We start from the raw sequence: 23,732 nt of genomic DNA on the forward strand, positions 1-23,732 counted from the left end.
CCATGGACAGGACATGCCTGGCGCCCACAGACTTGACGCATCCGACGTCGTCGGACGAGCCCAATAAGCTGCAATCGCCCCGCCGTGATGTTTCAAGGAAGACACCCTATGGCGATCTACATCCGTTCACGCCCCACCACCTGGGTCGGGGCACTCGGGGTCCTGAGCACGCTGGCTGCCATCGGCATCGCAGCCCTCTACCCGTTCGTGCTGCTCATATGCGCCTTCGCTCTGGGATCCCTGGACGAAGCCATGACCGACCCGTACAGGACAGACCTGGGGATCGAGCCCGCATCCATTCTGGTCACCGTGACGGTCTTGTACAGCTTCGTGCTGACCGCGTTCTGCTTCGGCGCGGCCTCCTGCTTCAGAGGCGCCGACAACTGGTTGGCCAAGAACGCGACCGTATCGCACCGCGACATCGCGGACGCCAGATTCCTTCACGTCGCGCAGGATCCGGAGAGGCGCTCGGCGGGCCTGCTGTGGGCGATGCTCGCCAGCAACCTCCTGGTGGCCTCCCCGATCATTGCGATCGCTGTTCCGCACACCCTGTTCTACAGCGAGTCCACCCAGGAGCTGGTCGGTGCGGCCACCGTGATCGTGGTCCTCCTGCTCATCGTGAGCTTCGTCCTGCTGGTGCGTACCGCCGTGCGCCGTCGGTCGAGCGCGGTGCACCTGACCCCGCGCGGCATGGCCGTTGCGAGCATGGAGTCCTTCAGCCTCGCCCTGCCCTCCAGCCGTGACGATCTCAGAGCCCAGGAGGCGCCGGCGCGCCGCGGCAGGGTGCAGGTGCAGGCCGTCTACTCCCCGCCCAGCGGGGGTTCCGAGCCGGGGGCGCCCGTCCTCATCTCTCGGCTCAGCCTGACGGTGACGCCATCGCAGCTCGACGACGCCCGTTCCCAGGTCGAGGCACGACTCGACGAGGTCTGGCGCGCCTGCGAGCTGGTACGCACCCAGCCCGAGCAGGACGAGGACGCCGGACCGGAGGCGGCCTCAGAGCCTGCACCACAGCCGACGCCCTCCCTGAATTCGGAGGCGTCTCCGGCGGCATCACCCACACAGCAGGACACCTCCGAGCAGGCCGCCTCCGGCTCCGAGCAGACGGGGACATCCCACACGTAGGGCTGCACCCCTTCACGGCTGGGGACATCCTGCGCGTACGGGTGCAGGATTCCTGTCCCCGCCGGCGTCGAAGGCCCCCGTCAGTGCCGAATGTCCCCGACGGCGCGGGCGCACCACCCTCTACACGGTCGGCAGCGCAGACCTGTTCATCGTCGCCTCAGCGCCGGTCATGCCGGAGGCGGAGCGCGAGGCCGCCACGCAGGCACAGGTGGCAGCCCTCCAGCAGCAGGTCAGTGAGCTGAGCCAGCCCATCGACCGCCTCCTGGAGGAACGCGGCTCGGGTAGCTGACCGCATCCGCCCGCCTTCCGGTCCGACGTCGGCCGCACGGACACCGAGCCGGGCATTCTTCCCGGAGGCCAACAGAACTTCTGTCGGAACACGCGAAACATGCCCGGCTCGACGAAGTAAGGAGAGGGCGGGGAGCCGGCTCAGCCCCGCGCGCTCCGGATCTCCGCGGCCACCAGCTCGGCGAGCTCGACGGCGTTGAGGGCCGCGCCCTTGCGCAGGTTGTCGCCGACGGCGAAGAACTGCAGGCCGTGGCCCGGCGCGAAGGCCTGATCGGCGCGCAGGCGCCCCACGAACGTGCCGTCGCGGCCGGCGCCCTTGAGGGGGCTGGGCACGTCCTGGTAGGCGACGCCGGGCGCCGCCTCCAGCAGCTCGCGGGCGCGCTCGACGCTGATCTCGCGGGCGAACTCGGCGTTGACGCTGAGCCCGTGGCCGGAGAACACCGGGATGCGCACGCAGGTGCCGGAGACGAGCAGGTCCGGGATCTGAAGGATCTTGCGCGACTCGTTGCGCAGCTTCTGCTCCTCGTCGGTCTCACCGGAGCCGTCGCCGGCGTCGCTGCCGGCCCAGGCGACGGCGTTGAAGGCGATGGTGTCGACGTAGACCTCCGGCGCGGGGAACTCGACGGCCCGCCCGTCCAGGGCCAGGCCCTCGATGTCCCCGTCGGCGACGGCGCGCACCTGCCCCGCCAGCTCGGCCACACCGGCCCGCCCCGAGCCGGAGACGGCCTGGTAGGTCGAGACGATGAGGCGGATGAGCCCGGCCTCCTCGTGCAGCACCTTGAGGGCGGGCATGGCCGCCATGGTGGTGCAGTTGGGGTTGGCGATGATGCCCTTGGGCCGCTCGCGCAGGGCGTGCGGGTTGACCTCGCTGACGACGAGCGGCACCTCGGGATCCCCCCGCCAGGCCGAGGAGTTGTCGACGACGACGGCCCCGGCCGCGGCGAAGCGGGGGGCGTGCTCGCGCGAGGCGGCGCCCCCGGCTGAGAAGATGGCGACGTCGATGCCGGCCAGGTCCGCCGTGGCCACGTCCTCGACCTCGACCTGGGCGCCGCGGAAGTCCACGACCGTCCCGGCGCTGCGGGCCGAGGAGAAGAAGCGCACCGAGCGGGCCGGAAAGCCGCGCTCGGCCAGCATGGCGCGCATGACGCGCCCCACCTGGCCGGTGGCCCCCACGACGGCGACGACCACGCCGTCGGCCGGGCCGACGTAGTCGTTGACGAGGCTGCTCTGGTTCTGCTGGATGCTCATCGTCCGGTCCCTCCGTAGACGACCGCCTCGGCGGCCTGGGCGTCGAGGCCGAAGGCGGAGTGGACGGCGCGCACGGCCTCGTCGAGCACGGCGTCGTCGAGCACGACCGAGATGCGGATCTCGGAGGTGGAGATCATGTGGATGTTGACCCCGGCCTCGCTCAGCGCGCTGAAGAGTCTGGCGGACACGCCCGGGTGGGAGCGCATTCCGGCGCCGACCAGGGAGAGCTTGCCGATGTCGGGGTTGAAGTGGAGGCTCTTGAAGCCGAGCTCGTCCCTGGCGGCCTCCAGGGCGGCGCGGGCGCCGGCGGAGTCCCCGTCGGGACAGGTGAAGGAGATGTTCGTCGAGCCCGTGCCCTCGGCGGAGACGTCCTGGACGATCATGTCGATATTGGCGTCCGTGCTCGCCACGATCGCGAAGATGCGGGCGGCCGCGCCGGGCACGTCGGGAACGCCGACGAGGGTGATCTTGTCCTGGCTGCGATCGTGGGCGATACCGGAGATGACGGGGGCTTCCACGTGATCCTCCTTGGCGGAACTGAGGGGGCGGGCCCGGGCCCGGGCGTTGATGGCATGACTGTGGGCGGAGCCGACGGAGGCGGAGGTGGGGGCGGCCGTGCCGGCCGGGGCCACGACGCGCCCGGTGACGGCGTCGACCATGGGCGGGGCAGCCGGGACGGGGGCGACGCCGCCGTCCGGCTCGGCATCACCGGCCCGATCGGCGCTATCGGCGCTGCTCCCGGAGAAGGGGGGCTCGGCGATGATGGGCGGCACGAAGGCGCCCTGGCGACGGCCGTCGTAGATCCAGGTGCCGGTCTTGTCCGAGAAGGAGGAGCGCACGTGGACCGGCACCCCGAAACGGCGGGCGTACTCGACGGCGCGCAGGTGGAGGATCTTGGCGCCGTTGGCGGCCATCTCCAGGGTCTCCTCGCTGGAGAGCGCCTCGATGCGCCTGGCGGTCGGCACGATGCGGGGATCGGCGGTGAACAGGCCGTCCACGTCGGTGTAGATCTCGCACACGTCCGCATTGAGCGCGGCGGCGAGCGCCACGGCCGTCGTATCGCTCCCACCGCGGCCGAGCGTGGTGACGTCCTCGACCTCGTTGATGCCCTGGAAGCCGGCGACGATGGCGACGGCGCCCATCTGGACGGCCCGGGCGATGCGCTCGGGCAGGACGCCGACGATCGAGGCGCGCCCGTACTTGGAGTCGGTCAGGACCCCCGCCTGGGCGCCGGTGTAGGCGCGGGCCGGGACGCCGAGCTCGCCCACGGCCATGGCGAGCAGGGCCATGGCGATGCGCTCGCCGGCGGACAGGAGGATGTCCATCTCGCGGGCGGGGGGCGCGTCGGTCAGGGCGGCGGCCATGTCGAGCAGGTCGTCGGTGGTGTCGCCCATGGCGGAGACGACCACGACGACGGTGTTGCCGGCCTCGCGCGTGGCGACCACGCGCTTGGCAACACGTCGCATCGCCTCGATGTCGCTGACGGACGAGCCGCCGTACTTCTGCACGACCAGTGCCATGTGGCGCTCCTCGGGTTGTGGTCACCGCCGGCCACGGGAGGGGGCGCTGCTCACGCGGTTGGCGCGACCGGGCCCACCCCGGCGTGGCAACCCGCCCAGCATACGTGCGCTCCGAGCCACGGGCCCGCTGAAACACCCATCGTGAGACGACGACGCCGACTCGCCGGGGACGTCCCCGCGGCGGCCGGGCGGGCGGGGAGAACTCACCGCCCCGGGGTGGTTCCCAGCCGGGGGCACGGCCCATAGCATGGATCCATGAGCATCGAGGTCACAGATGTGACGCGCTTCTTCGGCTCCACGCGCGCGGTCTGGCGGATGAATATGACCGTGCCCGCGGGCGCGGTCACCGGGCTCGTGGGCTCCAACGGGGCGGGCAAGACGACTCTTCTCCTCATGCTGGCCGCACTGCTGGCCCCCGACACGGGCTCGATCAAGGTGGCGGGACTCGATCCGACCACCCAGTCGCGGGAGGTGCACCGGGCGGTGGGGTGGATGCCGGACGCCTTCGGCACCTGGGACTCGCTGACCTGCACCGAGATCCTGCTGACCTTCGCGGCCGCCCAGGGACTGGACAGGGCCACGGGTCAGCGGCGCGCCATCGAGATGCTCTCCGCCGTCCACCTGGAGGACATGGCTCAGACCCCGGCGCGCGTGCTCTCGCGCGGGCAGAAGCAGCGCCTGGGACTGGCCCGCGCACTGGTGCACCGTCCCCAGGTCCTGCTGCTCGACGAGCCCGCGGCGGGCATGGACCCGCGCTCCCGCGCCGACCTGCGGGTCCTGCTGCGCGACCTCGCCTCAGCCGGCGTCACCGTCCTGGTCTCCAGTCATATCCTGTCCGAGCTGGAGCAGATGATCGACGGCGTCATCTTCATGGCGCACGGCCAGGCGGTCCTCCCGGACGCCCCGACCACCGCGGGCGCCCCGTCGGGCCCCGAGCCCCCGCGCCCCGACGGTGCCGACGGCGCTGGCAGTGCCGACGGAGTCCAGGACGACGAGGGCGCCCTTGCCCCCGCCGCGACGGGCAGGGTCCTCCCCCAGCCGCTGCAGCGCTGGTGGCGGATGCGAGCGCTGGACGCGCAACGACTGTCGGACTGGTCCGCCGGGGCCTCGGTGCGGGCCAGGGCGTCCGAGGACGGCACGGTGAGCCTGGCCGTGCCCGACGACGCCGTCGCCGCTCGCGTCCTGCGGGAGGCGCTCGACGCGGGGGTCGAGGTGGTGTCCTTCTCCCCGGCCGGGGGATCCCTGGAGGAGATCTACCTGTCGATGGAAGGAGAGCGGCGATGAGCTGGTCCGCCGTGCGCACCGTCGCGGTGCTGGAGCTGCGTCAGCGCGTGAGGTCCACACGCTGGCGGGTCATGCTGGTGGTGTGGGGCATTGTCCTGGTCCTCCTGTGCGGGGGCATGGCCTCGCTGGCGTCGATGAGCGGGGATAGCGTCGACAGGGTCGTGCCCTCCCTGTACGACACGGCGCTCTGCTTCGTCCTGGGCATCGGCCTGATCGTCGCCCCGACGCTGTCGGCCACCTCCATCAACGGCGATCGCGCCGACGCGACCCTGGCGCTTCTGCAGGCCACCACGCTGCGCTCCCAGGAGATCGTCGTCGGCAAGCTCGTGGCGGCGTGGTCCGCCGCCCTGGCGTTCCTCGCGGTGGCCCTGCCCTTCCTGGTCGTGCTGACCCTGGCGGGCGGCGCGTCGTGGACGGCACTGCTGGGTCACATGCTGATCCTCGTGGTCTCCCTGGGAGCCGTATGCGCCATCGGCCTGGGGTTCTCGGCCGCGACCGCGCGCACCTCGGCCTCGGCCGTGCTCACCTACCTGGCCGTCGCGGCGCTGGTCATCGGGACGCCTCTGGCCACGGCGATCTCGGCGACGGCGGTTCAGGGGGAGCAGACGCAGATCATCTACACGACGGACTACGACGCCTCGACGAACGACCGCCGGGTGTGCAAGTCCCAGCCCCAGATGTACACCGAGGACATCGTGCACACCGAGCGGATCTGGTGGATGCTCATCCCCAACCCCTTCGTGGCGCTGGCCGACGTCTCGGCGCGGGCCCCGGCGCCGAGCGCGTATCTGTACGACTACTCCTCGGCGGCCCAGCTGGAGATGATGGGAGCGGCCGTCGACGACATGCGCGACAGCCAGCCGGCGGAGATCGTCGAGAACTACTGCGATGAGGACTCGGGGAGCTTGCTGATCTCCGGGGACGACTCGTACGAGCCGGACATCGCGCACCTCGTCTTCTGGCCCGTGAGTCTGATCGTGGTGCTGGGGCTGGGGGCCTGGTCGCTGACGTCCGCGTCGCGGCGCCTGCGCACGCCGGTTCGCAGGCTCGCTCGAGGCACGCGGGTGGCCTGAGCAAGCGGGCGAGTCCATCCCCCGCCCTCCCGCTCCCCCTTCGCCGAGATCGGTTCAGTTCCGCACCGAGATCGGTCCGACGACGGCGCGCCCGGGCACGACGAGCTCATCCCATGACCCCGGGCGGGTTCGCGAGAAGGTCGTCGTAGGTCCTCTCCTGAGCCGACCCGGATGCGGTGTACGTGCCGACGGAGTCCTCCTTGGCGAGGGCGAGAACGTGCGTGGCCATCGGGGTGGCGACGTCGGGCGCGACGACGTAGCGGGCCGAGCCCCCCTCGACCCATGCTCCCGAGTCATAGCCCTTGACGTAGATCGCCCGAACGTCATCGTCCGTCAGGCCCTGCTCCTGGTAGTACACGAAGAGCTCGCCGACGTCGTCGAACTTCCAGACGTCCTTGGCGCCGATGATCTCCCCGACATGCCGCATGTCCGCGATGTGCATTCCGCAGCGCGCACAGGTGTCGCCGGGCTCGATCTCCACCGGGCCGTCGGAGGTCCGCTCCTCCTTCCCGCAGGCCGTCAGACCACTCGTCACGACCAGGGCGGACAGAGCGGCCGCGCCGCCGAGGAGGACGCGCCGTCCCAGAACGACATCGGTCTCGTGGATCATCTCGGTTCCCTCTTCCCCTCGGCGATGCAGCCGATAGCCGATACAGCAAGGACACGCGCGGAGGATCGGCCGGGCCGGGCCCCGGCACCTCGGCCATCCCCGAGACCGGAGGCGGAAGCTGACTCGACGTGTCCTCCTCACGCTCTCACACCGGGAAGTACACGTCTCTGGCGAAGCTCGCCACCTCGTACTCGATCCCCTCGGAGTCTTTGAAGAAGAAAGCATAGTAGTCGACGCAGTACTCGGGCCAGTAGCGCGGAGCGTGGAGGATCCGCGCCGGGATCCGGCGGACGGCGTCGTGAACCGAGTCGACCTCGCACGGGCGATCGACTCGGAAGGCCAGGTGGTGCATCGCGCCCGCTCGGCGGCGGCTGACCGGATCGAAGGAGTACTGCGGGCGCTCGGCTACGATTCCCAGGGAGAATGCCGCATGGTGGTACTCGACGAGCCGGTAGTCCCGGTCCCGGACGACGGCGCGCTCCTTGAGCGCGAGATCGAAACCCAGGAGAGGGAGCAGAGCATCGTAGAAGCGCTCCGCCCGCTCAATATCCCGCACCGTCACGTGGATGTGGTCGATCCGAGGTCCCGCCATCCGTTCACTCCATCGTTCCGTCCCCGGGGGTCCGTCAGCCCTCGACGAGGCGCCGTCCCTCGAAGGCCCGGCCGAGGGTGACCTCATCGGCGTACTCCAGGTCGCCGCCCACAGGCAGGCCCGAGGCCAGTCGGGAGACCGGCACGGCCATGGTGCGCAGCATGCGCGTGAGATAGGCGGCGGTGGCCTCGCCCACGACGTCGGGATCGGTGGCGATGATGACCTCCTCGACGCCGTCCCCCACGCGGGCGAAGAGCTCGCGCACCCGAAGGTCGTCCGGCCCGACCCCGTTGATGGGGTCGATGGCACCGCCGAGCACGTGGTAGAGCCCGCGGTACTCGCGGGTGCGCTCGATGGCGACGACGTCCTTGGGCTCCTCCACCACGCAGATGACCCGCTGGTCGCGACGCGGGTCGCGGCAGATGGCGCACTGCTCGGACTCGGCGATATTGCCGCAGGTCTCGCAGAAGCGCACCCGGGCCTTGACGGCGCGCAGGGCCTCGATGAGGCGCTCGACGCTGGCCGAGTCGGCGGCCAGGATGTGGAAGGCCATGCGCTGCGCGGACTTGGGGCCGATGCCGGGCAGCTCACCGAACTCGTCGATGAGGTCCTGGACGGCGCCCTCGTAGACGGCGGGCATGTCAGCGTCCCTCCTGGGTCACAGTGATCTCCTCCAGCACCCTCGCCCCGAGCAGCCGCTTGACCACGTCAAGGCCGACGACGCCCGCCTCCTCGGCATCCTCGTCGTCCTCGCTGGGAGCATCGTCCTCAACGGACGACGCGAAGGCCGTCGAGGACGCCGCCCGCGATCCCGGACCGGGGAGCGACTCCCCCCGGGCGGCCGCACGAGCCGCGGCCCGGGCGGCGGAGACCCGGTCGTGAGCGGCCCCGGCGGGCGCCCAGCCGGTCCCGGAGTCCTCGGGTCCGTCCTCGCCCTCATCCTCGGGCGGGGGCTCCTGCGGGATGGGCCTGCCATCGGAGAAGGTGGCGGGGCTGTCCCAGTCGATGGGGGCCAGGCCCTCACGCTCCCGGGGCTCTCCGTGCTCCTCGGAGTGCGGCGTCGAGGAGGACTGCGGCGTAGTCGGGACGGATGGCGGGGGCGGTGAGGGGGGCGCAGCCCCACCGGGCAGCGTCGGCAGAGCATGCAGACGGTGGACGGTGGCAAGGGGAGCGCCGTCGGCCGGTTCCGGCACGGTGTCGGACACGGTGCCAACCGGCTCCGGTGCGGGCGACGCGATGGCACCGGACGGCAACGGCGGGGAGGCCACGGAGGTCGCAGAGGCCGCTGCACCGGGGGACGCCGTCGTTCCCGGGACCGGGCCAGCCGGGGAGGCGGCGGACGGGGCCGGGCCGACCGGCCTCGGCGTCTCGACGGGCGGCGAGGCCTGATCGACGCGGCGCGCGTCGGTGGGGTCCGGAAGACCCGGGGACTCCGAGAATTCGGAGTACCCGCCAGAGTCCTGTTCCGCGGACGGGGACGAGGCGGGCCGAACGGAATCGATCACGGGGTGACCGGACTGCGGACTCAGTGGTTCCGACGTCGGTTGGTCGAGGCTGTCCGGAGAACACGAAGTCCCGGCATCGTCGCTCGGGCCGGCCTCCGATGGCTCCGGCCCCTCGGCCCGCCCCGCTCGTCCAAGGCTCTCATCGGCGGAGCTCCGGCCACCGGGGACGGCGATGACGCCCCACCCGTCGTTCTCCACCGCCTCCGGGGACGCGGTGCCGGCCGGAGCCCGGGTCCGGGAGGCGGCGCGGGTCGATTGCGCGCTCGCCTCCGCACCCGGGACGGCCGATCCGCTCGGGCCAGCCGGGCCGCCGGACCGTCCGCCAGGGCCGCTCGGGCCAGCCGGACCGCCGGGGCCCGCTGAATACCCGCTCGGGCCAGCCGGGCCGCCGGACCGTCCGCCAGGGCCGCCGCCCCCGCCCGGATCACTCGGGCCGCTCGGGCCGCCCCCGCCCGGGCCGGCCAGAACGGCGTGCACCTCCAGCCCCAGTCCGAGCGCCTGGTGCAGGGCCCGGGAGAGCACCGGGCCGTGACCGCCGTTCTCGAATGCGTTGACCAGGCCCTGCCCGCTGAAGATGACCTCGAAGACGTCGCCGTTGATGCCGCCGGGTTGGGAGTTGGGGCCGACGAGCGCCCAGGTGGCGCGGCGCGAGCGCTTGGCCGCCTCGAGGACCTCCTCCCAGCGACCGCGGATCATCTCGGCGTTCGCCGCCGCATCGCCCTGTCCGCGGCGCGACGAGCCGACCGGTGGGGCCCCGTGCGCACCTGCCGGGTCCGCATGCGGACCGGCTTGTCCGGCGGGCCCCGCGGGGCCCGCCTGCGGGGGACCCTGAGGCGAGAGCGTCTGCGCAGGCGCGTCCCAGTCCACCGGGGCGGTCCCGCCCCGCGCCGCCGGCGAAGGGCCGGGTGCGGCAGGAGCGATCGACGGATCGGGGGCGGGAGCGCCCGATGCGGCGGAGGCGGGGGCCGCGGGAGCCGCGGGTCCGGTGGCGACGGCCGCGGGCGACGCCGTCGGAGCAGCGGCGGCTGGTGCCCCGGCGGCTGGTGCCCCGGTGGGCGGACCACCCGGCGCTCCGGCGGCGGGCCCGGCAGCGACGGGCTGCGCCGCGCGCGGGGAGGAGTCGGTCGTCATGACCCGGCCGTCGCCGACCCCCGTGCCGACCGCGCCGGGCTGCCGCGCGGACGGAGCCGTCGGAGCACCCTCGCCCGGAGCCGCGGCGCGCCGCCCCGGCACGAGCAGACGGGCCATGAGGAGCTCAAGCTGGAGGCGCGGCGACGTCGCCCCGACCATCTGGGAGAGAGCCTGCGCCGTCACATCGGCCGCTCGCGACAGGCCGACCGCGCCGATGGTGCGCGATTGCACCTCCATGCGGGCCAGCTCGTCGTCGGGCAGAGAGCCGAGCGCGGGGCCGGCCTCCGACCCCGCCAGAGCGATGACCAGCAGGTCGCGCAGGCGCTGCAGGAGGTCCTCGACGAAGCGCCGCGGGTCGTGCCCGGAGGAGATGACGCGGTCCACCACCCGGAACACACCGGCGCCGTCGGAGGCGGCCAGGGCGTCGATGCAGGCGTCGAGGAGAGTCGTGTCCGTGTACCCCAGGAGGGCGACGGCGCGCTGGTAGTCCACCTGCCCGTCGATCGCGCCGCCGATGAGCTGGTCCATGACGGACAGGGTGTCGCGCACGCTGCCGCCGCCGGCGCGGGTGACCAGTGGGAAGACGCCCGGGCCGACCGCGACGTCCTCGGCACCGCAGAGGTGGGCGAGGTACCCCTCGAGCGTGTCCGGTGCCACCAGGCGGAAGGGGTAGTGGTGGGTGCGCGAGCGGATGGTGCCGATGACCTTCTCCGGCTCGGTGGTGGCGAAGACGAACTTCACGTGCGCCGGCGGCTCCTCGACGAGCTTGAGCAGGGCGTTGAACCCCTGCGGGGTGACCATGTGGGCCTCGTCGAGGATGAAGATCTTGAATCGATCGCGGGCGGGGGCGAAGGAGGCGCGCTCGCGCAGATCGCGGGCGTCGTCGACGCCGTTGTGGGAGGCGGCATCGATCTCGACGACGTCGAGGCTGCCCGGGCCGCCGGTGGCCAGGTCCCGGCAGCTCGCGCACTGCCCGCAGGGGGTGTCGGTGGGGAAGCGCTCGCAGTTCAGGCAGCGCGCCAGGATGCGGGCCGATGTGGTCTTGCCGCAGCCGCGCGGACCGGAGAAGAGGTAGGCGTGAGTGACGCGGTCGCCACGCAGCGCAGCCATGAGCGGGGCGGTCACGTGGTCCTGGCCGATGACGTCCTGGAAGGTGTCGGGGCGGTAGCGGCGGTACAGGGCGGTGGTCACGGTCCGAGCCTAATCGGGACCGACGACGCCGTGTGACGACTCCCCTCCACAAGATCGGCCGAGCGAGCCGCGGGCTCGGCCCCGGGGCGCGCGGTGTCCCCTCAGCCGGCCGACGTCTCCTGGGCCATGGACCTCTCGGCCCGGGGCGCGGTGTCCTCCGGGGCGCACTGCGACGCGGTCGTCGCCGTCCCGAGCCGCCCCGGCGCGCCCTCGTCCCCGCCCCGGGCGAGCGCTCGGCCGGATACCGGAGGCTTCGACGGCGAGGACCCCTCGCGCACCCGCCAGAGCCCGCTTACCCTTGCTACCTTCCGGTCCTGGGGGATTCACTGGATGACGCCGCACGAGGGGCCGGGGATGAGTGTACCCGAGGTCGGGGCCTCCCCGCCCGCCGCGGGGCGCACGAAGGTCCGGGAAAGCGCGTGACCGATGCCACCGCAGACGACTGGCCCCGCTGTGCAGCCGTCCGATATATTCCATGTCCGTTGCGCGCGGTCGGCACGCTGCCGCCGGTTGCGCGGAACACCCGGAGGATTCGCCTAGTGGCCTATGGCGCACGCTTGGAAAGCGTGTTGGGTGCAAGCCCTCGGGGGTTCGAATCCCCCATCCTCCGCCATGTCGATGAGCGGTGCGGCCTCGGCGGCGCCAGGGCCCTCGGGTCCTCCTGGGCGGAGTACGTCATCGGGATCGAGCGTCGATTGCCCCAGCAGTCGCAACTGCTCCGGACTGGGGAACCTCATCCGTCTCAGATCCCCGGCGTTCACCTGCGTGTGCCCCGAGAACACGCGGAAGTAGGCGTCCACTCGTCTGGAATTGAGCCATGCCACCAGGCCAGCCGCCACGTCCATGTCCAAACCGCTCCCGGCCCGGTGGATGTAGTTGAGCTTGTTGTCGAAGGCGGGCGGCCGATCATCCGACCACAGGGCGGCCACAATCCGTCGTCTCTCCTCCTTCGCGGAGAATCGCTTGACCAGGACATAGGCGCCTGCGGGCACGAGCAGCCTGGAGGAACGCGCCGGATCCGCCTCGAACCACTGGGGCTTGCGAAGCGCACTACGCGGATGCGCGATCCTCGCGCCCACGATATTGGCCGGGTAGACCATCGGCGCGGTGCTCTCACCGGGAACGGCCCTGAGAAGGTCGCGGGACCGGAAGTCCACGACTCTCCCCGTGGAGACCGACAGCCCGAGGTCCGCCAGTGCGCACCGCGCCCGCTCCACCCATGACACCGCAACGCCGTCCTCATCGGAGGCGGGGACGAAGATGAAGTCGCCCGTGACCACCTGAGAGTAAGGCACCGTTCGCGTCACGGGGGCCTCCCGGTGATCCACCGAAGAGGACAATCGGACCGTTGTCGGCGCCACCCCCCGGGTTACTGAGACGATAATCGTCTCCTGGAGCACTCCCAGGTCCCCGAAGACCTCCGAGCGCGACCGGAACGTATGAATGGAGTCAATACCGAGCCGGGCGAGCAAGGCACGACGGAATTCCGAGAAATAGACCCCATTCATCCATGAACGGGGCGTGATCGAGACCTGCTGCCCGCCCTCGTCCAGGAGCAGGGATCCGAGTGCCATGAAACCCGCGTAGATATTGGGCACCGCGATGCCCGCACCGCGCAGGGCGCGGTCGAGTGACGATCCCGAGCGAATCTTGCGGTACGGAGGATTCTGGATCACCAGGTCGAAGCGCTCATCCGTGCGCAGGGCCCAGTCCACGAAGTCCTCCTCGACCAGGCGGGTCCGCACCCCCACGTCCTCAAGGTCGGTCAGGGTCTCGGACAGGACACCGCGAAGCCTTTCATCGATCTCGACCGCGGTCACCGCGACCCCCAGTCCCGGCGCCTCGCGCCGCAGCCGGTCCACGACGGCGGCGGACAGGACGCCGGATCCGGCCCCGGGATCGAGGACGCGGAGCACGCCGTCCCGCGGTAGACGGGGCAGACGGGCCATGAGCCCGGCGACTGCCACCGGCACTGCCGCGGCCGCCATCGTCGGGCCCGCGCCGGCGTACCCGACCTGACGACAAGGAGCACTGCGGTAGTGACATTGCGCTCGTCGAGACGCGCCCGCCCCGGCCGCGACCGGAGCGGCACGGCGGCTAGCATGGGTGCGTGATCTTCAAGGCAGTCCGCGAGCGAGCGCCCTACCCCGAGCATGAGCTCGTGGGGCAGCGCAACTGGACCGAGATCGCTCCGCGCCAGGTCCGCCTCGACCAGCTCACGACAACCCGGGCCACGCTGGACCTGCGCAATCTCCTCGACGACGACTCGACCTTCTACGGCGATCTGTTCGCCCATGTCGTCTCCTGGCACGGCGAGTTCTTCCTCGAAACGGGCCTGCACCGGGCACTGCGCGCCGCTCTCCAGGGACGAACCGCGATCCACGCCCGGGTCCTCGAGGTCGATGACGTCGGCCGCCCGACGTCCCCTCCCCCGCCTCCGAGGGTCTGACACCAGACACCCGGAGCCGACTCGTCCACTACTCTGGAGCGCGTGAGCAGCACCGCAGACCCCCGCGCCGAGTACCGCCGTCGTCTCAAGCACCGTCAGACCACCGTTATCGGCGGAATGGCAACGTTCCTGGCACTCCTGGTGATCATCTGCCTCCTGGTGTGGTCCAACGTCCTCCCGGTCCCCTACGACCCCGATTTCTCCTCCGACAAGGACGACAGGGAGAAGGTCGTGCAGCCCTGCCCCTTGTCGGAGGCGAAGACGACGGACGTGTCCACCATCCCCGTCAACGTCTACAACGGCTCCGACCAGACCGGACTGGCCACCGGGGTCGCCGACCTCCTGAGCGACTCGGGTCTTACCGTGGCCAACACCACCGACTGGCCCAAGGGCGAGTACGAAGGCGAGATCGAGCTGACCACGTCCCAGGCGGGACTGGCCAACGCCTACACCCTGGCCAGGGTCTTCACCGGTACGGTCGTCGTCCAGATCGACGAGACGCAGGACGCGAGCGACCCGACTGTGAGCGTCGTGCTCGGGAATGACTTCAAGAACGAGATGCTCTCCGCGGCGGAGGTCGCGCAGATCAAGGCCGGGGAGCCCCTCACCGCCCCGTCTCCCTGCGCGCCCGTGTCCGCCGCCCCCTCGGCCTCGGCCACTGACGCGGGCTGAGGCCGAGGCCGCGAGCGAGCCGAGCGACAGGTCGAGGGGGGACGACGCCGCGGCATCATCGCTCCCGGCCGGGCGCGGCGGGACCGGAGCCGGGGGATCGGACCCGGCGGGACCGGAGCCGGAGGATCGGACCCGGCGGGACCGGGGCCGGGGGTGGCCGGGGGTCAGGACTCGCGCAGGGCGTCGGGCACGGAGTCCTGCGCGGTGTCCCGCCCCGAGTCCTGCTCGGCGTCCCCGGCGTCCCGCCCGGTGCCGCGCGCGGAATGACGCCTGGAGTAGGCCGGGCCCTCCAGCTCGGTGCCGGCGGGGGCCGAGGCCGGGGACGCCTGCTCCAGGTTGGTGCCGCGCGCCTTCGAGACCCATCGCATGGTGTGGTGGATCGCGATCGCGGCGACGGATCCCAGGGCGATGCCCGAGAAGGTCATCTCGCCCCAGTGCCAGGTGTAGTCGGCGATGGCGACCACCATGGCCACGGCCGCGGTGTTGAGGTTGACGGGGTCGGAGAAGTCCACGCGGTTCTGCACCCAGATGCGCACGCCGAGCATGCCGATCATGCCGTAGAGGATCGTGGCCGCGCCGCCGAGCACGCCGGCGGGGATGGTGGCGATGATCTGTCCGAACTTCGGCAGCAGGGAGAGCCCCAGCGCGGAGAGCGCGGCGACGACGTAGGCGGCCGTGGAGTAGACGCGGGTGGCGGCCATGACGCCGATGTTCTCGGCGTAGGTGGTCGTTCCCGATCCCCCGCCCGAGCCGGCGAGCATGGTGGACACCCCGTCGGCCAGCAGGGCGCGGCCGGTGACGTCGTCGAGGTTCTCCCCGGTCATCGCGGACACGGACTTGACGTGCCCGATGTTCTCGGCCACCAGCACGAGCACGACCGGAACGAACAGGCCCAGCAGAGTCGCGTCGAAGGCGGGGGCGCGGAAGGCCGGCGCCCCCACCCAGCCGGCGTGCGAGATCGCGGAGAAGTCGACCTCTCCGCGCGCGCAGGCGGTGACGTAGCCGATGAGCACGCCGATGAGGATGGCCAGACGCCCGATGATGCCCTTGAACAGGACGGTGATCAGCAGGATCGAGATGATCGTGACCAGCGCGGTCACGGGCGCGGACTTGACGTTGTTCCAGGCGCTGGGCGCCAGGTTGAAGCCGATGAGCGACACGATCGCGCCGGTGACGATCGGCGGCATGAGCCGGTCGATCCAGCCGGCGCCGGCGACATGGACGACGACGCCCACCAGCGTCAGCGTCGCGCCGGCGGCGACGACGCCGCCCTGGGCCAGGGCCGCCCTGTGGGCGTCGATCGGGCCCCCGCCCCCCGCCACGTAGCCGGTCACCGCCCCGATCGGGGCGATGAGCGCGAAGGAGCTCCCCAGATAGCTGGGCAGGCGCCCGGAGGTGATCCCCAGGAACAGGAGTGTGCCGACGCCGGTGAAGAACAGCGTCGTGGACGGGTCGAAGCCGGTGAGCAACGGCACGAGGAAGGTCGCTCCGAACATGGCGACGACGTGCTGGACGCCGATGCCTATCGTGCGCGGCCAGGTCAGCCGCTCGCCCGGGGCGACGACCTCGCCCGGGGCGATCGAGCGGCCATCTCCGTGAAGGCGCCAGAGTCGGGAGGGGCCTGAGGGGAATGCGGGCACTATGGGCTCCTGTCGCGGGAGGAAGACGGGGCGGCGGGGCCGAACCGCGGAGGAGCGGCATCGCGCGCGACAGGGACTGACGACGCCGGCGGCGTCGAGCCCGTGAACCTGACAGTGCCCTGCCAGGCCTCCAGCATAGACGGCGCCCGCGGGGATGTCGCATCGTCCCCCGGGAGGCGCGGGAGGCGATCCGGGGCGGCGGTCCCGGGCGGCGGGCTCTCATGTTCTCGGCGTCGTGCCTCGTCCGAGCGGATGAGGCACGACGCCGAGTCCGAGGGCATGATGGCCCCATGAGCCAGGAGCAGCCCGTCGACCCGACACGGATCGTGCCGGAGGGCTTCGTCTTCCCCGGGACCGAGGTCCTCGATCCCCGAGAGGTCTTCGCCGGCCCCGGCTATCAGGCCCCGCAGCAGCGAACCGACCCGGTGGCCGTCATCGCCCTCGTCATGACCGTGTTCACCCTGTTCCCGGGTTTCGGCGCGCTCGCGGCGCTGACCGGCTGGTGGGCGCTGCGCCGGCTGCGGGGGAGCTACGCCACCGGGCACGCTCAGGCGTGGCTGGGAGTCATCGCCGGCTCGGCGACGACCGCGGGGTGGCTGTGGCTGTGGTGGGCGTCCACCTGAGCGCGGGCGCGGGGTCCGGGGCGACGACGGCCGTCCCGCGGACGACGACCGTCCTCCCCTCCCCCCGGGAGCGAGCGGGGGATCCGTGAGATGTTTCTGAGACATGACCATCGAACCCCATAGGCTGGTGAGATGAAGCCCTTCATCATGGTGTCGACGCGCCCCGAATTCGAGGCTGCGCAGAACGAGTACGAGTCCTTCCTGTCCCAAAGCGGCCTGCGCCGCGAGGACCTTCACCACGTGCTCCTGGAGGAGATCGACTTCCTCGATGCCTTCACGGCCGGCGACGTCTCCGGCGTCCTCGTCGGGGGAAGCCCCTACGATCTCTCCACGCCGGAGGGCTCCAAAACCCGTTCCCAGTTGCGCGTCGAGGAGCAGGTGCGCGAGCTGCTGGCGGTGGCGCTCAAGGAGGGCGTGCCGGTGCTCGCCACCGGCTTCGGCCTGGAGGTCCTGGCCGGCTACCTCGGCACCCCGACCTCCCGGGAGTTCGGCGAGGAACTGGGCGCCACGGAGATCTTCGTGACCGCGGAGGGGCGCGAGGACCCGCTCCTGGCCGGTCTACCGCAGGCCTTCACGGCGCTGGTCGGCCACCACGAGGGCGTCGGCGACGTCCCGGCCCATGCGACGCTGCTGGCGTCCTCGCCCGACTGCCCCGTCCAGATGATCCGCGTGGGCGCCGCCGTGTACGGCTCCCAGTTCAATCCCGAGCTCGACGCGGAGCGCTTCGCCCAGCGGGTGTCGGCCTACGCCGACGCGGGCTACGGGGACCCCGGCCTGGTGGAGACCATTGTGTCCGAGGCGCGCAGCACGTCGGAGCACGTGGCCGGCCGGGTGATCCGCAACTTCGCGGCCCACTTCTCGCGCGACTGAGCGCGGACGGCGAGCGCGTAGAGTAAGCGCAACGAGGTGCGGGCGGGGCCGCCGGTGCCAGCGGGCGCAGCCATGCGTCGAGTCGGACGCCCGGCTTCTCGCGCTCCGGGGTGCGGTCGGGGTCATGCGGGACGATGCGCGTGTCCGAGCGGAAGGCCGGCGATTCTGCCGATTCTGTTGGCTCTGGACCGTCGGGGTGCGCGGAGAGCGGGCGGCTACCCGCTTCACGCGCTGGTCGACTCCTCGTGATGTCGGAGTGCGCGCGGCCGGCGATGGGCCTGCCATCCGTCACCTTGAAGCCGTGCGTGCTGCCGGGATGCGTGGGACGGGCGAGGTGGTCCGGTGCGTCCGGGTCGCGCGAATCGTGCGCTGGAGAGTTTCTCGTCTGGAGCCGTGTTCGCCGGTGCTCGGGATCGCGCGGTCGCACATCCCGGCACGCGGTCGTACACCCCAGCGCGCGGTCGTACACCCCGGCACGCGGTCGTACACCCCAGCGCGCGGTCGTACCCTCCTGCGTCAGGTCGTACGTTAGGGAGGATCTAAGGTACGACCGCGCGGGTTCACGTACGACCGCGCGCCCCCCGGGTACGACCGCGCGAGGCTCCCGCACCACCTTCCTGCAACTCGGGCACCGTGTCCGCATCGTCCCAGTCCCGCACGCGTCGGACCCCGCCGGGGCGTAGTTGGTGACGGCCTCGATACCGCATTCCCGCACGCCTCGGAGAACCCGGCTGCCGCGCCTCCGGCACCCCGACGCCCGAAGAGCCGCTTTCGGCGCGAGACTGGCATTTCGGCGCGAGTCCGACGACGCCGTCGTCGGACTCGCGCAAGGACGCCCGACTCGCGGCTCCGGCGGCCGAATGCGACGTCGTCGAACCGAACTCACCGCGGAACCGGACCGATCTCGAGCCGGAACTCGACCGATCTCGATGCGAAGGGGGTGGCCGACGCCGGGGCGCGCGGTGTAGACCAGACATCATGAGCGATCTGACCAGTGCTGTGGACGCCATCGCCGCTCTCATGAGAGGACGGCGCACTCTCGCGGTGACCGGGGCGGGGATCTCCACCGACGCCGGGATCCCCGACTACCGGGGCGTGGGCACGACGCCGGTCGAACCGGTGGATTATGAGCAGTTCGTCACCGATCCGGTGTGGTACCGGTGGGTGTGGGCCCGCAACCACGCCACATGGCGGCTGCTCGACCCGCTGACGCCGACGCCGGGGCACACCGCCCTGGCCCGGATGGAGACGGCGGGGCTGGTCACGGGCGTGGCCACTCAGAACGTGGACCGGTTGCACTCCCGAGCCGGTCAGCGCATCGTGTGGGAGCTGCACGGCGCCTACGACCGGGTCGTGTGCCTGACATGCGGGCGCGTCATCCCCCGAGCCGAACTGGACGGACGGCTGACGGCGCTCAATCCGGACTACCCGCGGGAGACCGACCCGGCGCGCATCGCGATCACCCCCGAGGCCGACCGCTCCGCGGCGGAGGCCTGCGATTTCACGACGGTGGCGTGCGAGGTGTGCGGCGGCCTGCTCAAGCCCGATATCGTCTTCTTCGGCGAGGGGCTGCCGGCCGCCATGGACGAGGCGATGGATGCGGCGAGCCGCTGCGACACGGTGCTGGTCGCCGGCACGAGCCTGGCAGTACTCACCGGGCTGTGGATCGTGCGTCAGGCCCTGGCCAACGGTGCCGAGCTCGTCGTCATCAACCGCGGGCCGACCGCCGTCGACGACCTGGCCGGCGTCCGCGTGCAGGACGGGACGAGCGAGGTGCTCACCCCGCTCGCGGAGGCGCTGAAGGCCTGACTGCCCCGCGCGTCCCGAGACCCGGGCCCCTCCGCGCGCCCCCACGCGCGGAGACCCCGGGCCCACCGGGTCGACGAGCAGCTCGCCAATGGCTGCGCGCTCCCACGCGCGGAGACCCCGGACATCGAGTGCGCCCCGTCCTCCTCCCCTCCTGCGGACGCGCGCCCTCCCGGCTCCAGCCCGCCACCGAGCAGACCTCACCCGAAAATCCTCCCCTTGTCCTTCTTCGACGCCTTCGCGCAACGCCCGGGCGTACCCGCCCGCGATCTCGGCCCTGGCCTGCATCGATAACCCACTTCCCATGCCCACCACGGTCCACGCACGTCGCGGGCAGTCCTACCTGAGGCACCGAACCCACTACGCGGGCATCCCCGATGAGTCCCGTCGGTCAGTGGGCAGGGCGGAGCGGTGCCGGCCATAATGGTAGGGAGCCACCCGGCTGCTACCGGATGACTCCCCTGGCAGGGGGGCGGCTCAGCCGAACCACTTGCTAGGGCATCCACCAGGACACCGACGGCCCGGACAAGGCGAGCGATAGAGTTCAGTAGTTCGCTCACCTTCCGGACCGTTCCCTTTACTCTTGCGGACTTTCGCGTGCCGACCTTTCGGCTTGGACACGGCCCTCACCTCCTTCCCAACTCCTCTCCTCCCCGGCAAGGACACATGAACGTTCCGGGGGAAGGCGCCGAAGGGAGGCGTGCTCCATCATGCCAGCCCGCACTGACAGCCTGCGCTTGGTTCCACTGCGGTTGCGGGCTCGCGATGGCTGGACATTCCCCTGGGTCTCAAGAGTGCGACTCACGCAGCCGCCGGCGCCGCCCGCGCCGAGCACAGCACCACCCCTGGGGCGAGGTCAGGGCCGACCTCGGGACGGACGTCGCGGGCAGTCCTACGCGAGGCATCGAGCCTTCTTCGCAGGCGTCCTTGATGAGTCTCGTCGCACCCTGGACGGAGAACACGCCATACCCCACCATGGGGGTCATGACCTCCCCGGGCCGCCCCTCTCCGACGACGTCATCGAACGCCTCCGACGCGTCCTACGGCGTCCCGCCGCCGGCCGCCCCCGGCCCACCGCCGCCGTACGGGGCTCCCCCGACGCCCTACGGCGCCCCTCGGACGCCCCGGGCGGCACCACGGCGGAGCGGCGCGGAGGTCGCCCATCTCATCCTGGTCATCCTCGCCCTGGTCATTGATCTGGCAGCGTCCCTGCTCGACGTCGTCACCTCCTTCACCGAAGGGGCCTCCGGCCCGGTCCCGCACATCCTCTCCTCGCTGCTCTTCAACGCCCCCCTGTGGCTGATCCTGGGCGCCCTCCTGCAGAGCCTGAGACGGCGCCCCTCCGCCTTCGCGACCGCGGCCTGCGTCGCCGCGCTCATCAATCTCACCGCGAGTGCGTCGGTGTTCAGGCCCCTCCTCGAGGTGGGACTCATCCTCGTGCTCCTCATCATCCTGATACTCGGGGTGGCGGCGGCGCTGAGCATCGCGTCCAATCATCGTCTGGACGGGCGCCCCGCAGGGGTGACCCTGGCCGCTGGAACAGCGCTCGGGATCCTCGCGCGGTTCCTCATGAGCCTCGTCTACCTCGCCGTCGCCATGACGACGCCGTACGCCGGGCCGTACGCCGGGCCGAGCTTCTTCATCGGCCCGGAGATCGGTCCGTGGATGGCTCTCTGGCCGAAGGGAGTGGATCTTCCCCCGAATGCGGCCTGGGCCCTGGCCATCGTATCGGCGCTCGCCGCCGCCGTCGCCCTGTCCGTCCTGCCGCGGTCCCGGGGCACGAGAGCATGGGCGCGTCTGAGTCTGGGCACCCTCGTCTCGACCGCGCTGCTCGTTACCCTGGGAGCCGTGCCGCTCTCCCCGGTCTTCTACAGAGCAGTCTGGAACCTCGAACCGCGCACCGGCGTCGCCGCGATCCTCGTCGGAGGCCCACTGCTCGCAGCCGTATCACTGGCCTTCCTGCCGTCATGCCGACGCTGGTTCCTGCGCGACCCGCTCGGTCCCGCTCCCGCACGCACCGCGCAGGATCGGTCCACGCAATTCGGCGGGAGCGGCGGCCCCACCCCCGCCGGCAGCAGGCAGGGGCCATGAGCATCGCCTGTTTCACCGCACCCTCAAGCCCTCCCCGCCCCGCACGGGACAGGGGCGGGCCGTCGGGGGCCGCCCGCCCCTCCGGTGACCCCGCCCCCGCCCGCACTGGAGGAAACGGGGACGACGGCGGTCGGGACGCGGAGCCGGTGCCCCCCGCCCCGTACCGGAGAGACTCGCGGCGACCCGCTAGTCGCGGGCGCAGTGCTCGACGAAGTTGCGCAGCACGGCCCACGACTGGCTCACGTCCTGGGCACGGGTCCAGGCCTGGACGGCCGGCAGCTCGTCGGGGTCGAAGTAGCCGTGGTCGGCGTAGAAGGCCTGCCGGTGAGCGAAGGCCTCGCCGTCGAGCTCGGGGTGGAACTGCGTGGCATAGAGGTTGGTCCTCATGCGGAGCATCTGGACTGGGCAGGGCCGGGAGGTCGCCAGGACGACAGCACCGGGCGGGGGCGTGAGGATGGCGTCGTTGTGCGCGACGAAGGCCTGGAAGGTCGGCGTCATGCCCGCGCACAGCGGGTCGGCCAGACCGGCCGCGGTCAGGGTGATCTCGGGGGCGCCGACCTCCTCGGCGTAGGTGTCGTCGATGACGGCGCCCTGGTGACGGGCAAGGGTGCCGATGCCGTAGCAGGCCCCGAGGAAGGGGAAGTCGGTGGCGACGACGCGGTCGAGCAGAGCCGCGAACTCGGCCTCGACACGTCGCTGCGTGGCGGTCTTCGCGTACTCGGGCGTGGTGGTGTTGAAGGGGGAGCCGCCCACCATGATGCCGGAGTACGCGTCCAGATCGATATCGGGCATGGGAGCCGACTCCAGGCGAACGCGACGCAGGTCCCTCTCCCGCAGGCCGGTACGGGTGAGAAAGGCTTCGTACTCGGCATCCGCCGGGGCGTCGTCGTCTCGGGTGGCGAGCAGGATGAAGGGCTTCACGAGCGCACTTTAGCGGTAGCCCGAGCACGGGGACCGTCGATCCCGATGAGCGGGAGGAGGGGGCGGCGCAGACCCCCTCGGGCGGGCCCTCGTCAAGAGCGATCGGCGGCAGGAGGCGGGAGCCGGTGGGCGGCGCAGCCGTCAGTACGGATCGATGCGGATCAGTGCAGGCCGGTCAGGACGGTCTCGACCGCGGCGCGGACGACGTCGGGTGCCGGCACCCGGATGAGTCCGGCGCTGTGCGCGCCCGCCCTATGCTCGGCGCGTCGTCCGGTGGTGACGGGTCTTTCGGCGGACTGATCGGCGATGGCATCGACATAGGCCAGCCCGGCGACGCGGACTCCCCGGGAGGCCAGGGCCATGGCCTCGGCGACGGAGTCGGTGACGACGCCGTCGGCGCCGAGCGCGGCGAGCACGCTGGCCTCGGCACGGGTGGGGCGCAGCGGCCCTGGGGCGAGAGCCAGGACGCCGGGCTCGCGCACGCCGTCGAGAGAGGACAGTCGTGCGGTGAGATCCTCGTCCCAGGCGGCCTCGATGACGCCGAGAGCGGGGAACAGCGGCGCACCGGCGAGATTGAGGTGGTCGCCGACGGGGAGGAAGTCCCCTGGCTCGACGCCGCCGAGGCCGGTCGCGCGGGTGATGAGCAGCGCGGCGCGCACACGAGCGGCGGCGGTGCGGGCGAAGGCGGTGGTACGGCGAGTGGGTTTGCCCTCGAACAGGGAGGTGCGGCCGCGTGCGATGAGAATGCTGAGGCCGTCGTGCTCGTAGGATTGGAGGGAGTCCTCCAATCCTGTGAGACTCGGCGCGGACACGCCCGGAAGGAAGGACAGCCGCACGCTGGAGGCCGGGCGCCCCCAGGCTTCCCTGAGCTCGGTGAGGAAAAAAGGCTCGGCGATGACGAGGAGATCGTGCTGAGGGCGGCCGGTGGCCAGGAGGATCGATGCTCCGGCGGGATCGTCATCCCAGGGCGCGGTTTTTGGTTGTGCGGTCACACGTCCTCCCTCTGCTCACGTACGGTTCCGATAGGTAAAGCCTACCGGCTCCCTCGCCAGAGGGTGTTTCTCCCAGGAAAAGAAGAGGGGAGCACCATCCGATC

Annotated in this window: 18 protein-coding genes, 1 tRNA gene, 1 other RNA gene and 2 pseudogenes; 11 read left to right on the forward strand and 11 right to left on the reverse strand. The window is 71.6% G+C overall.

Annotated features, from left to right (window positions below):
• The first annotated feature begins 108 nt into the window (after positions 1 to 108).
• Positions 109 to 1,122: a hypothetical protein gene (locus tag G448_RS0114310; protein ID WP_026408538.1), complete on the forward strand. Its 1,014-nt coding sequence runs from the start codon at positions 109 to 111 to the stop codon at positions 1,120 to 1,122.
• A 178-nt stretch (positions 1,123 to 1,300) separates the two neighbouring features.
• A pseudogene (locus G448_RS19135) lies at positions 1,301 to 1,411 on the forward strand (two pore domain potassium channel family protein); the annotation flags it as partial.
• Between the two features lie 140 nt (positions 1,412 to 1,551).
• On the opposite strand, the gene G448_RS0114320 reads toward G448_RS19135, so the two are convergent.
• Positions 1,552 to 2,658: an aspartate-semialdehyde dehydrogenase gene (locus G448_RS0114320; RefSeq protein ID WP_026408539.1), complete on the reverse strand. Its 1,107-nt coding sequence runs from the start codon at positions 2,656 to 2,658 to the stop codon at positions 1,552 to 1,554.
• Positions 2,655 to 4,178, reverse strand: coding sequence for an aspartate kinase (locus G448_RS0114325; protein WP_026408540.1), 1,524 nt, complete (start codon positions 4,176 to 4,178; stop codon positions 2,655 to 2,657). Before G448_RS0114325 ends, G448_RS0114320 begins: the two co-directional genes overlap by 4 nt.
• Positions 4,179 to 4,433: 255 nt before the next feature.
• On the opposite strand from G448_RS0114325, the gene G448_RS0114330 reads away from it, so the two are divergent.
• Positions 4,434 to 5,462, forward strand: coding sequence for an ABC transporter ATP-binding protein (locus G448_RS0114330; protein ID WP_026408541.1), 1,029 nt, complete (start codon positions 4,434 to 4,436; stop codon positions 5,460 to 5,462).
• Complete coding sequence (locus G448_RS0114335; RefSeq protein ID WP_026408542.1) at positions 5,459 to 6,535, forward strand: ABC transporter permease; 1,077 nt, start codon at positions 5,459 to 5,461, stop codon at positions 6,533 to 6,535. The genes G448_RS0114330 and G448_RS0114335 overlap by 4 nt, the downstream gene beginning before the upstream one ends.
• A gap of 106 nt (positions 6,536 to 6,641) precedes the next feature.
• On the opposite strand, the gene G448_RS0114340 is transcribed toward G448_RS0114335, so the two are convergent.
• The 5 genes from G448_RS0114340 to ffs all read right to left on the reverse strand — a co-directional run bounded on the left by G448_RS0114340 (position 6,642) and on the right by ffs (position 11,917).
• The gene (locus tag G448_RS0114340) at positions 6,642 to 7,145 is read right to left on the reverse strand and encodes a nitrous oxide reductase accessory protein NosL (RefSeq protein ID WP_026408543.1); all 504 of its coding nucleotides are present in this window, start codon (positions 7,143 to 7,145) and stop codon (positions 6,642 to 6,644) included.
• A 145-nt stretch (positions 7,146 to 7,290) separates the two neighbouring features.
• Positions 7,291 to 7,737 (reverse strand): VOC family protein, encoded by a 447-nt coding sequence (locus G448_RS0114345; RefSeq protein ID WP_034495504.1) that lies wholly within the window; start codon positions 7,735 to 7,737, stop codon positions 7,291 to 7,293.
• A gap of 34 nt (positions 7,738 to 7,771) precedes the next feature.
• Positions 7,772 to 8,377 carry a recombination mediator RecR gene (gene recR, locus G448_RS0114350; RefSeq protein ID WP_026408545.1) on the reverse strand — a complete coding sequence of 202 codons (606 nt, stop codon included), beginning with the start codon at positions 8,375 to 8,377 and terminating at the stop codon, positions 7,772 to 7,774.
• A gap of 1 nt (position 8,378) precedes the next feature.
• Positions 8,379 to 11,564 (reverse strand): DNA polymerase III subunit gamma and tau, encoded by a 3,186-nt coding sequence (locus G448_RS18950; protein WP_026408546.1) that lies wholly within the window; start codon positions 11,562 to 11,564, stop codon positions 8,379 to 8,381.
• Positions 11,565 to 11,822: 258 nt separating this feature from the next.
• An RNA gene (ffs, locus tag G448_RS17895) (signal recognition particle sRNA small type) lies at positions 11,823 to 11,917 on the reverse strand.
• A 172-nt stretch (positions 11,918 to 12,089) separates the two neighbouring features.
• Here ffs and G448_RS0114365 point away from each other — a divergent pair.
• Positions 12,090 to 12,177 (forward strand) — tRNA-Ser (locus G448_RS0114365).
• Positions 12,178 to 12,988: 811 nt separating this feature from the next.
• On the opposite strand, the pseudogene G448_RS19310 reads toward G448_RS0114365, so the two are convergent.
• Positions 12,989 to 13,552 (reverse strand): annotated as a pseudogene (locus G448_RS19310) (Eco57I restriction-modification methylase domain-containing protein); the annotation flags it as partial.
• Positions 13,553 to 13,674: 122 nt separating this feature from the next.
• Here G448_RS19310 and G448_RS0114370 point away from each other — a divergent pair.
• Positions 13,675 to 14,013 carry a transcriptional regulator gene (locus G448_RS0114370; RefSeq protein WP_026408548.1) on the forward strand — a complete coding sequence of 113 codons (339 nt, stop codon included), beginning with the start codon at positions 13,675 to 13,677 and terminating at the stop codon, positions 14,011 to 14,013.
• Positions 14,014 to 14,055: 42 nt separating this feature from the next.
• Entirely contained in the window at positions 14,056 to 14,685 is a 630-nt protein-coding gene (locus G448_RS0114375) for a LytR C-terminal domain-containing protein (protein WP_026408549.1), read from the forward strand.
• A gap of 164 nt (positions 14,686 to 14,849) precedes the next feature.
• Here the strand turns inward: G448_RS0114375 and G448_RS16890 are convergent, their stop codons facing one another.
• Entirely contained in the window at positions 14,850 to 16,325 is a 1,476-nt protein-coding gene (locus G448_RS16890; RefSeq protein ID WP_245572366.1) for a uracil-xanthine permease family protein, read from the reverse strand.
• 290 nt (positions 16,326 to 16,615) lie between these two features.
• Here G448_RS16890 and G448_RS0114385 point away from each other — a divergent pair, with 290 nt between their 5' ends.
• The 4 genes from G448_RS0114385 (at position 16,616) to G448_RS0114400 (ending at position 21,715) form a co-directional block, all read left to right on the forward strand.
• The gene (locus G448_RS0114385; protein WP_026408550.1) at positions 16,616 to 16,948 is read left to right on the forward strand and encodes a DUF4190 domain-containing protein; all 333 of its coding nucleotides are present in this window, start codon (positions 16,616 to 16,618) and stop codon (positions 16,946 to 16,948) included.
• Between the two features lie 132 nt (positions 16,949 to 17,080).
• Entirely contained in the window at positions 17,081 to 17,818 is a 738-nt protein-coding gene (locus tag G448_RS0114390) for a glutamine amidotransferase-related protein (protein WP_026408551.1), read from the forward strand.
• 978 nt (positions 17,819 to 18,796) lie between these two features.
• The gene (locus tag G448_RS0114395; RefSeq protein ID WP_026408552.1) at positions 18,797 to 19,627 is read left to right on the forward strand and encodes a Sir2 family NAD-dependent protein deacetylase; all 831 of its coding nucleotides are present in this window, start codon (positions 18,797 to 18,799) and stop codon (positions 19,625 to 19,627) included.
• A gap of 927 nt (positions 19,628 to 20,554) precedes the next feature.
• Positions 20,555 to 21,715 carry a hypothetical protein gene (locus G448_RS0114400; protein WP_156911068.1) on the forward strand — a complete coding sequence of 387 codons (1,161 nt, stop codon included), beginning with the start codon at positions 20,555 to 20,557 and terminating at the stop codon, positions 21,713 to 21,715.
• Between the two features lie 186 nt (positions 21,716 to 21,901).
• Here the strand turns inward: G448_RS0114400 and G448_RS0114405 are convergent, their stop codons facing one another.
• Together G448_RS0114405 and G448_RS0114410 are read right to left on the reverse strand one after the other, a co-directional pair.
• Positions 21,902 to 22,636, reverse strand: a complete 735-nt coding sequence (locus G448_RS0114405; RefSeq protein ID WP_026408554.1) for a glutamine amidotransferase — start codon at positions 22,634 to 22,636, stop codon at positions 21,902 to 21,904.
• Between the two features lie 161 nt (positions 22,637 to 22,797).
• Positions 22,798 to 23,628 (reverse strand): phosphorylase family protein, encoded by an 831-nt coding sequence (locus G448_RS0114410; protein WP_026408555.1) that lies wholly within the window; start codon positions 23,626 to 23,628, stop codon positions 22,798 to 22,800.
• Positions 23,629 to 23,732: the final 104 nt, after the last annotated feature.

This window comes from Actinomyces gerencseriae DSM 6844 (assembly GCF_000429265.1).
In the GTDB taxonomy this organism is placed as follows: Bacteria; Actinomycetota; Actinomycetes; order Actinomycetales; family Actinomycetaceae; genus Actinomyces; species Actinomyces gerencseriae.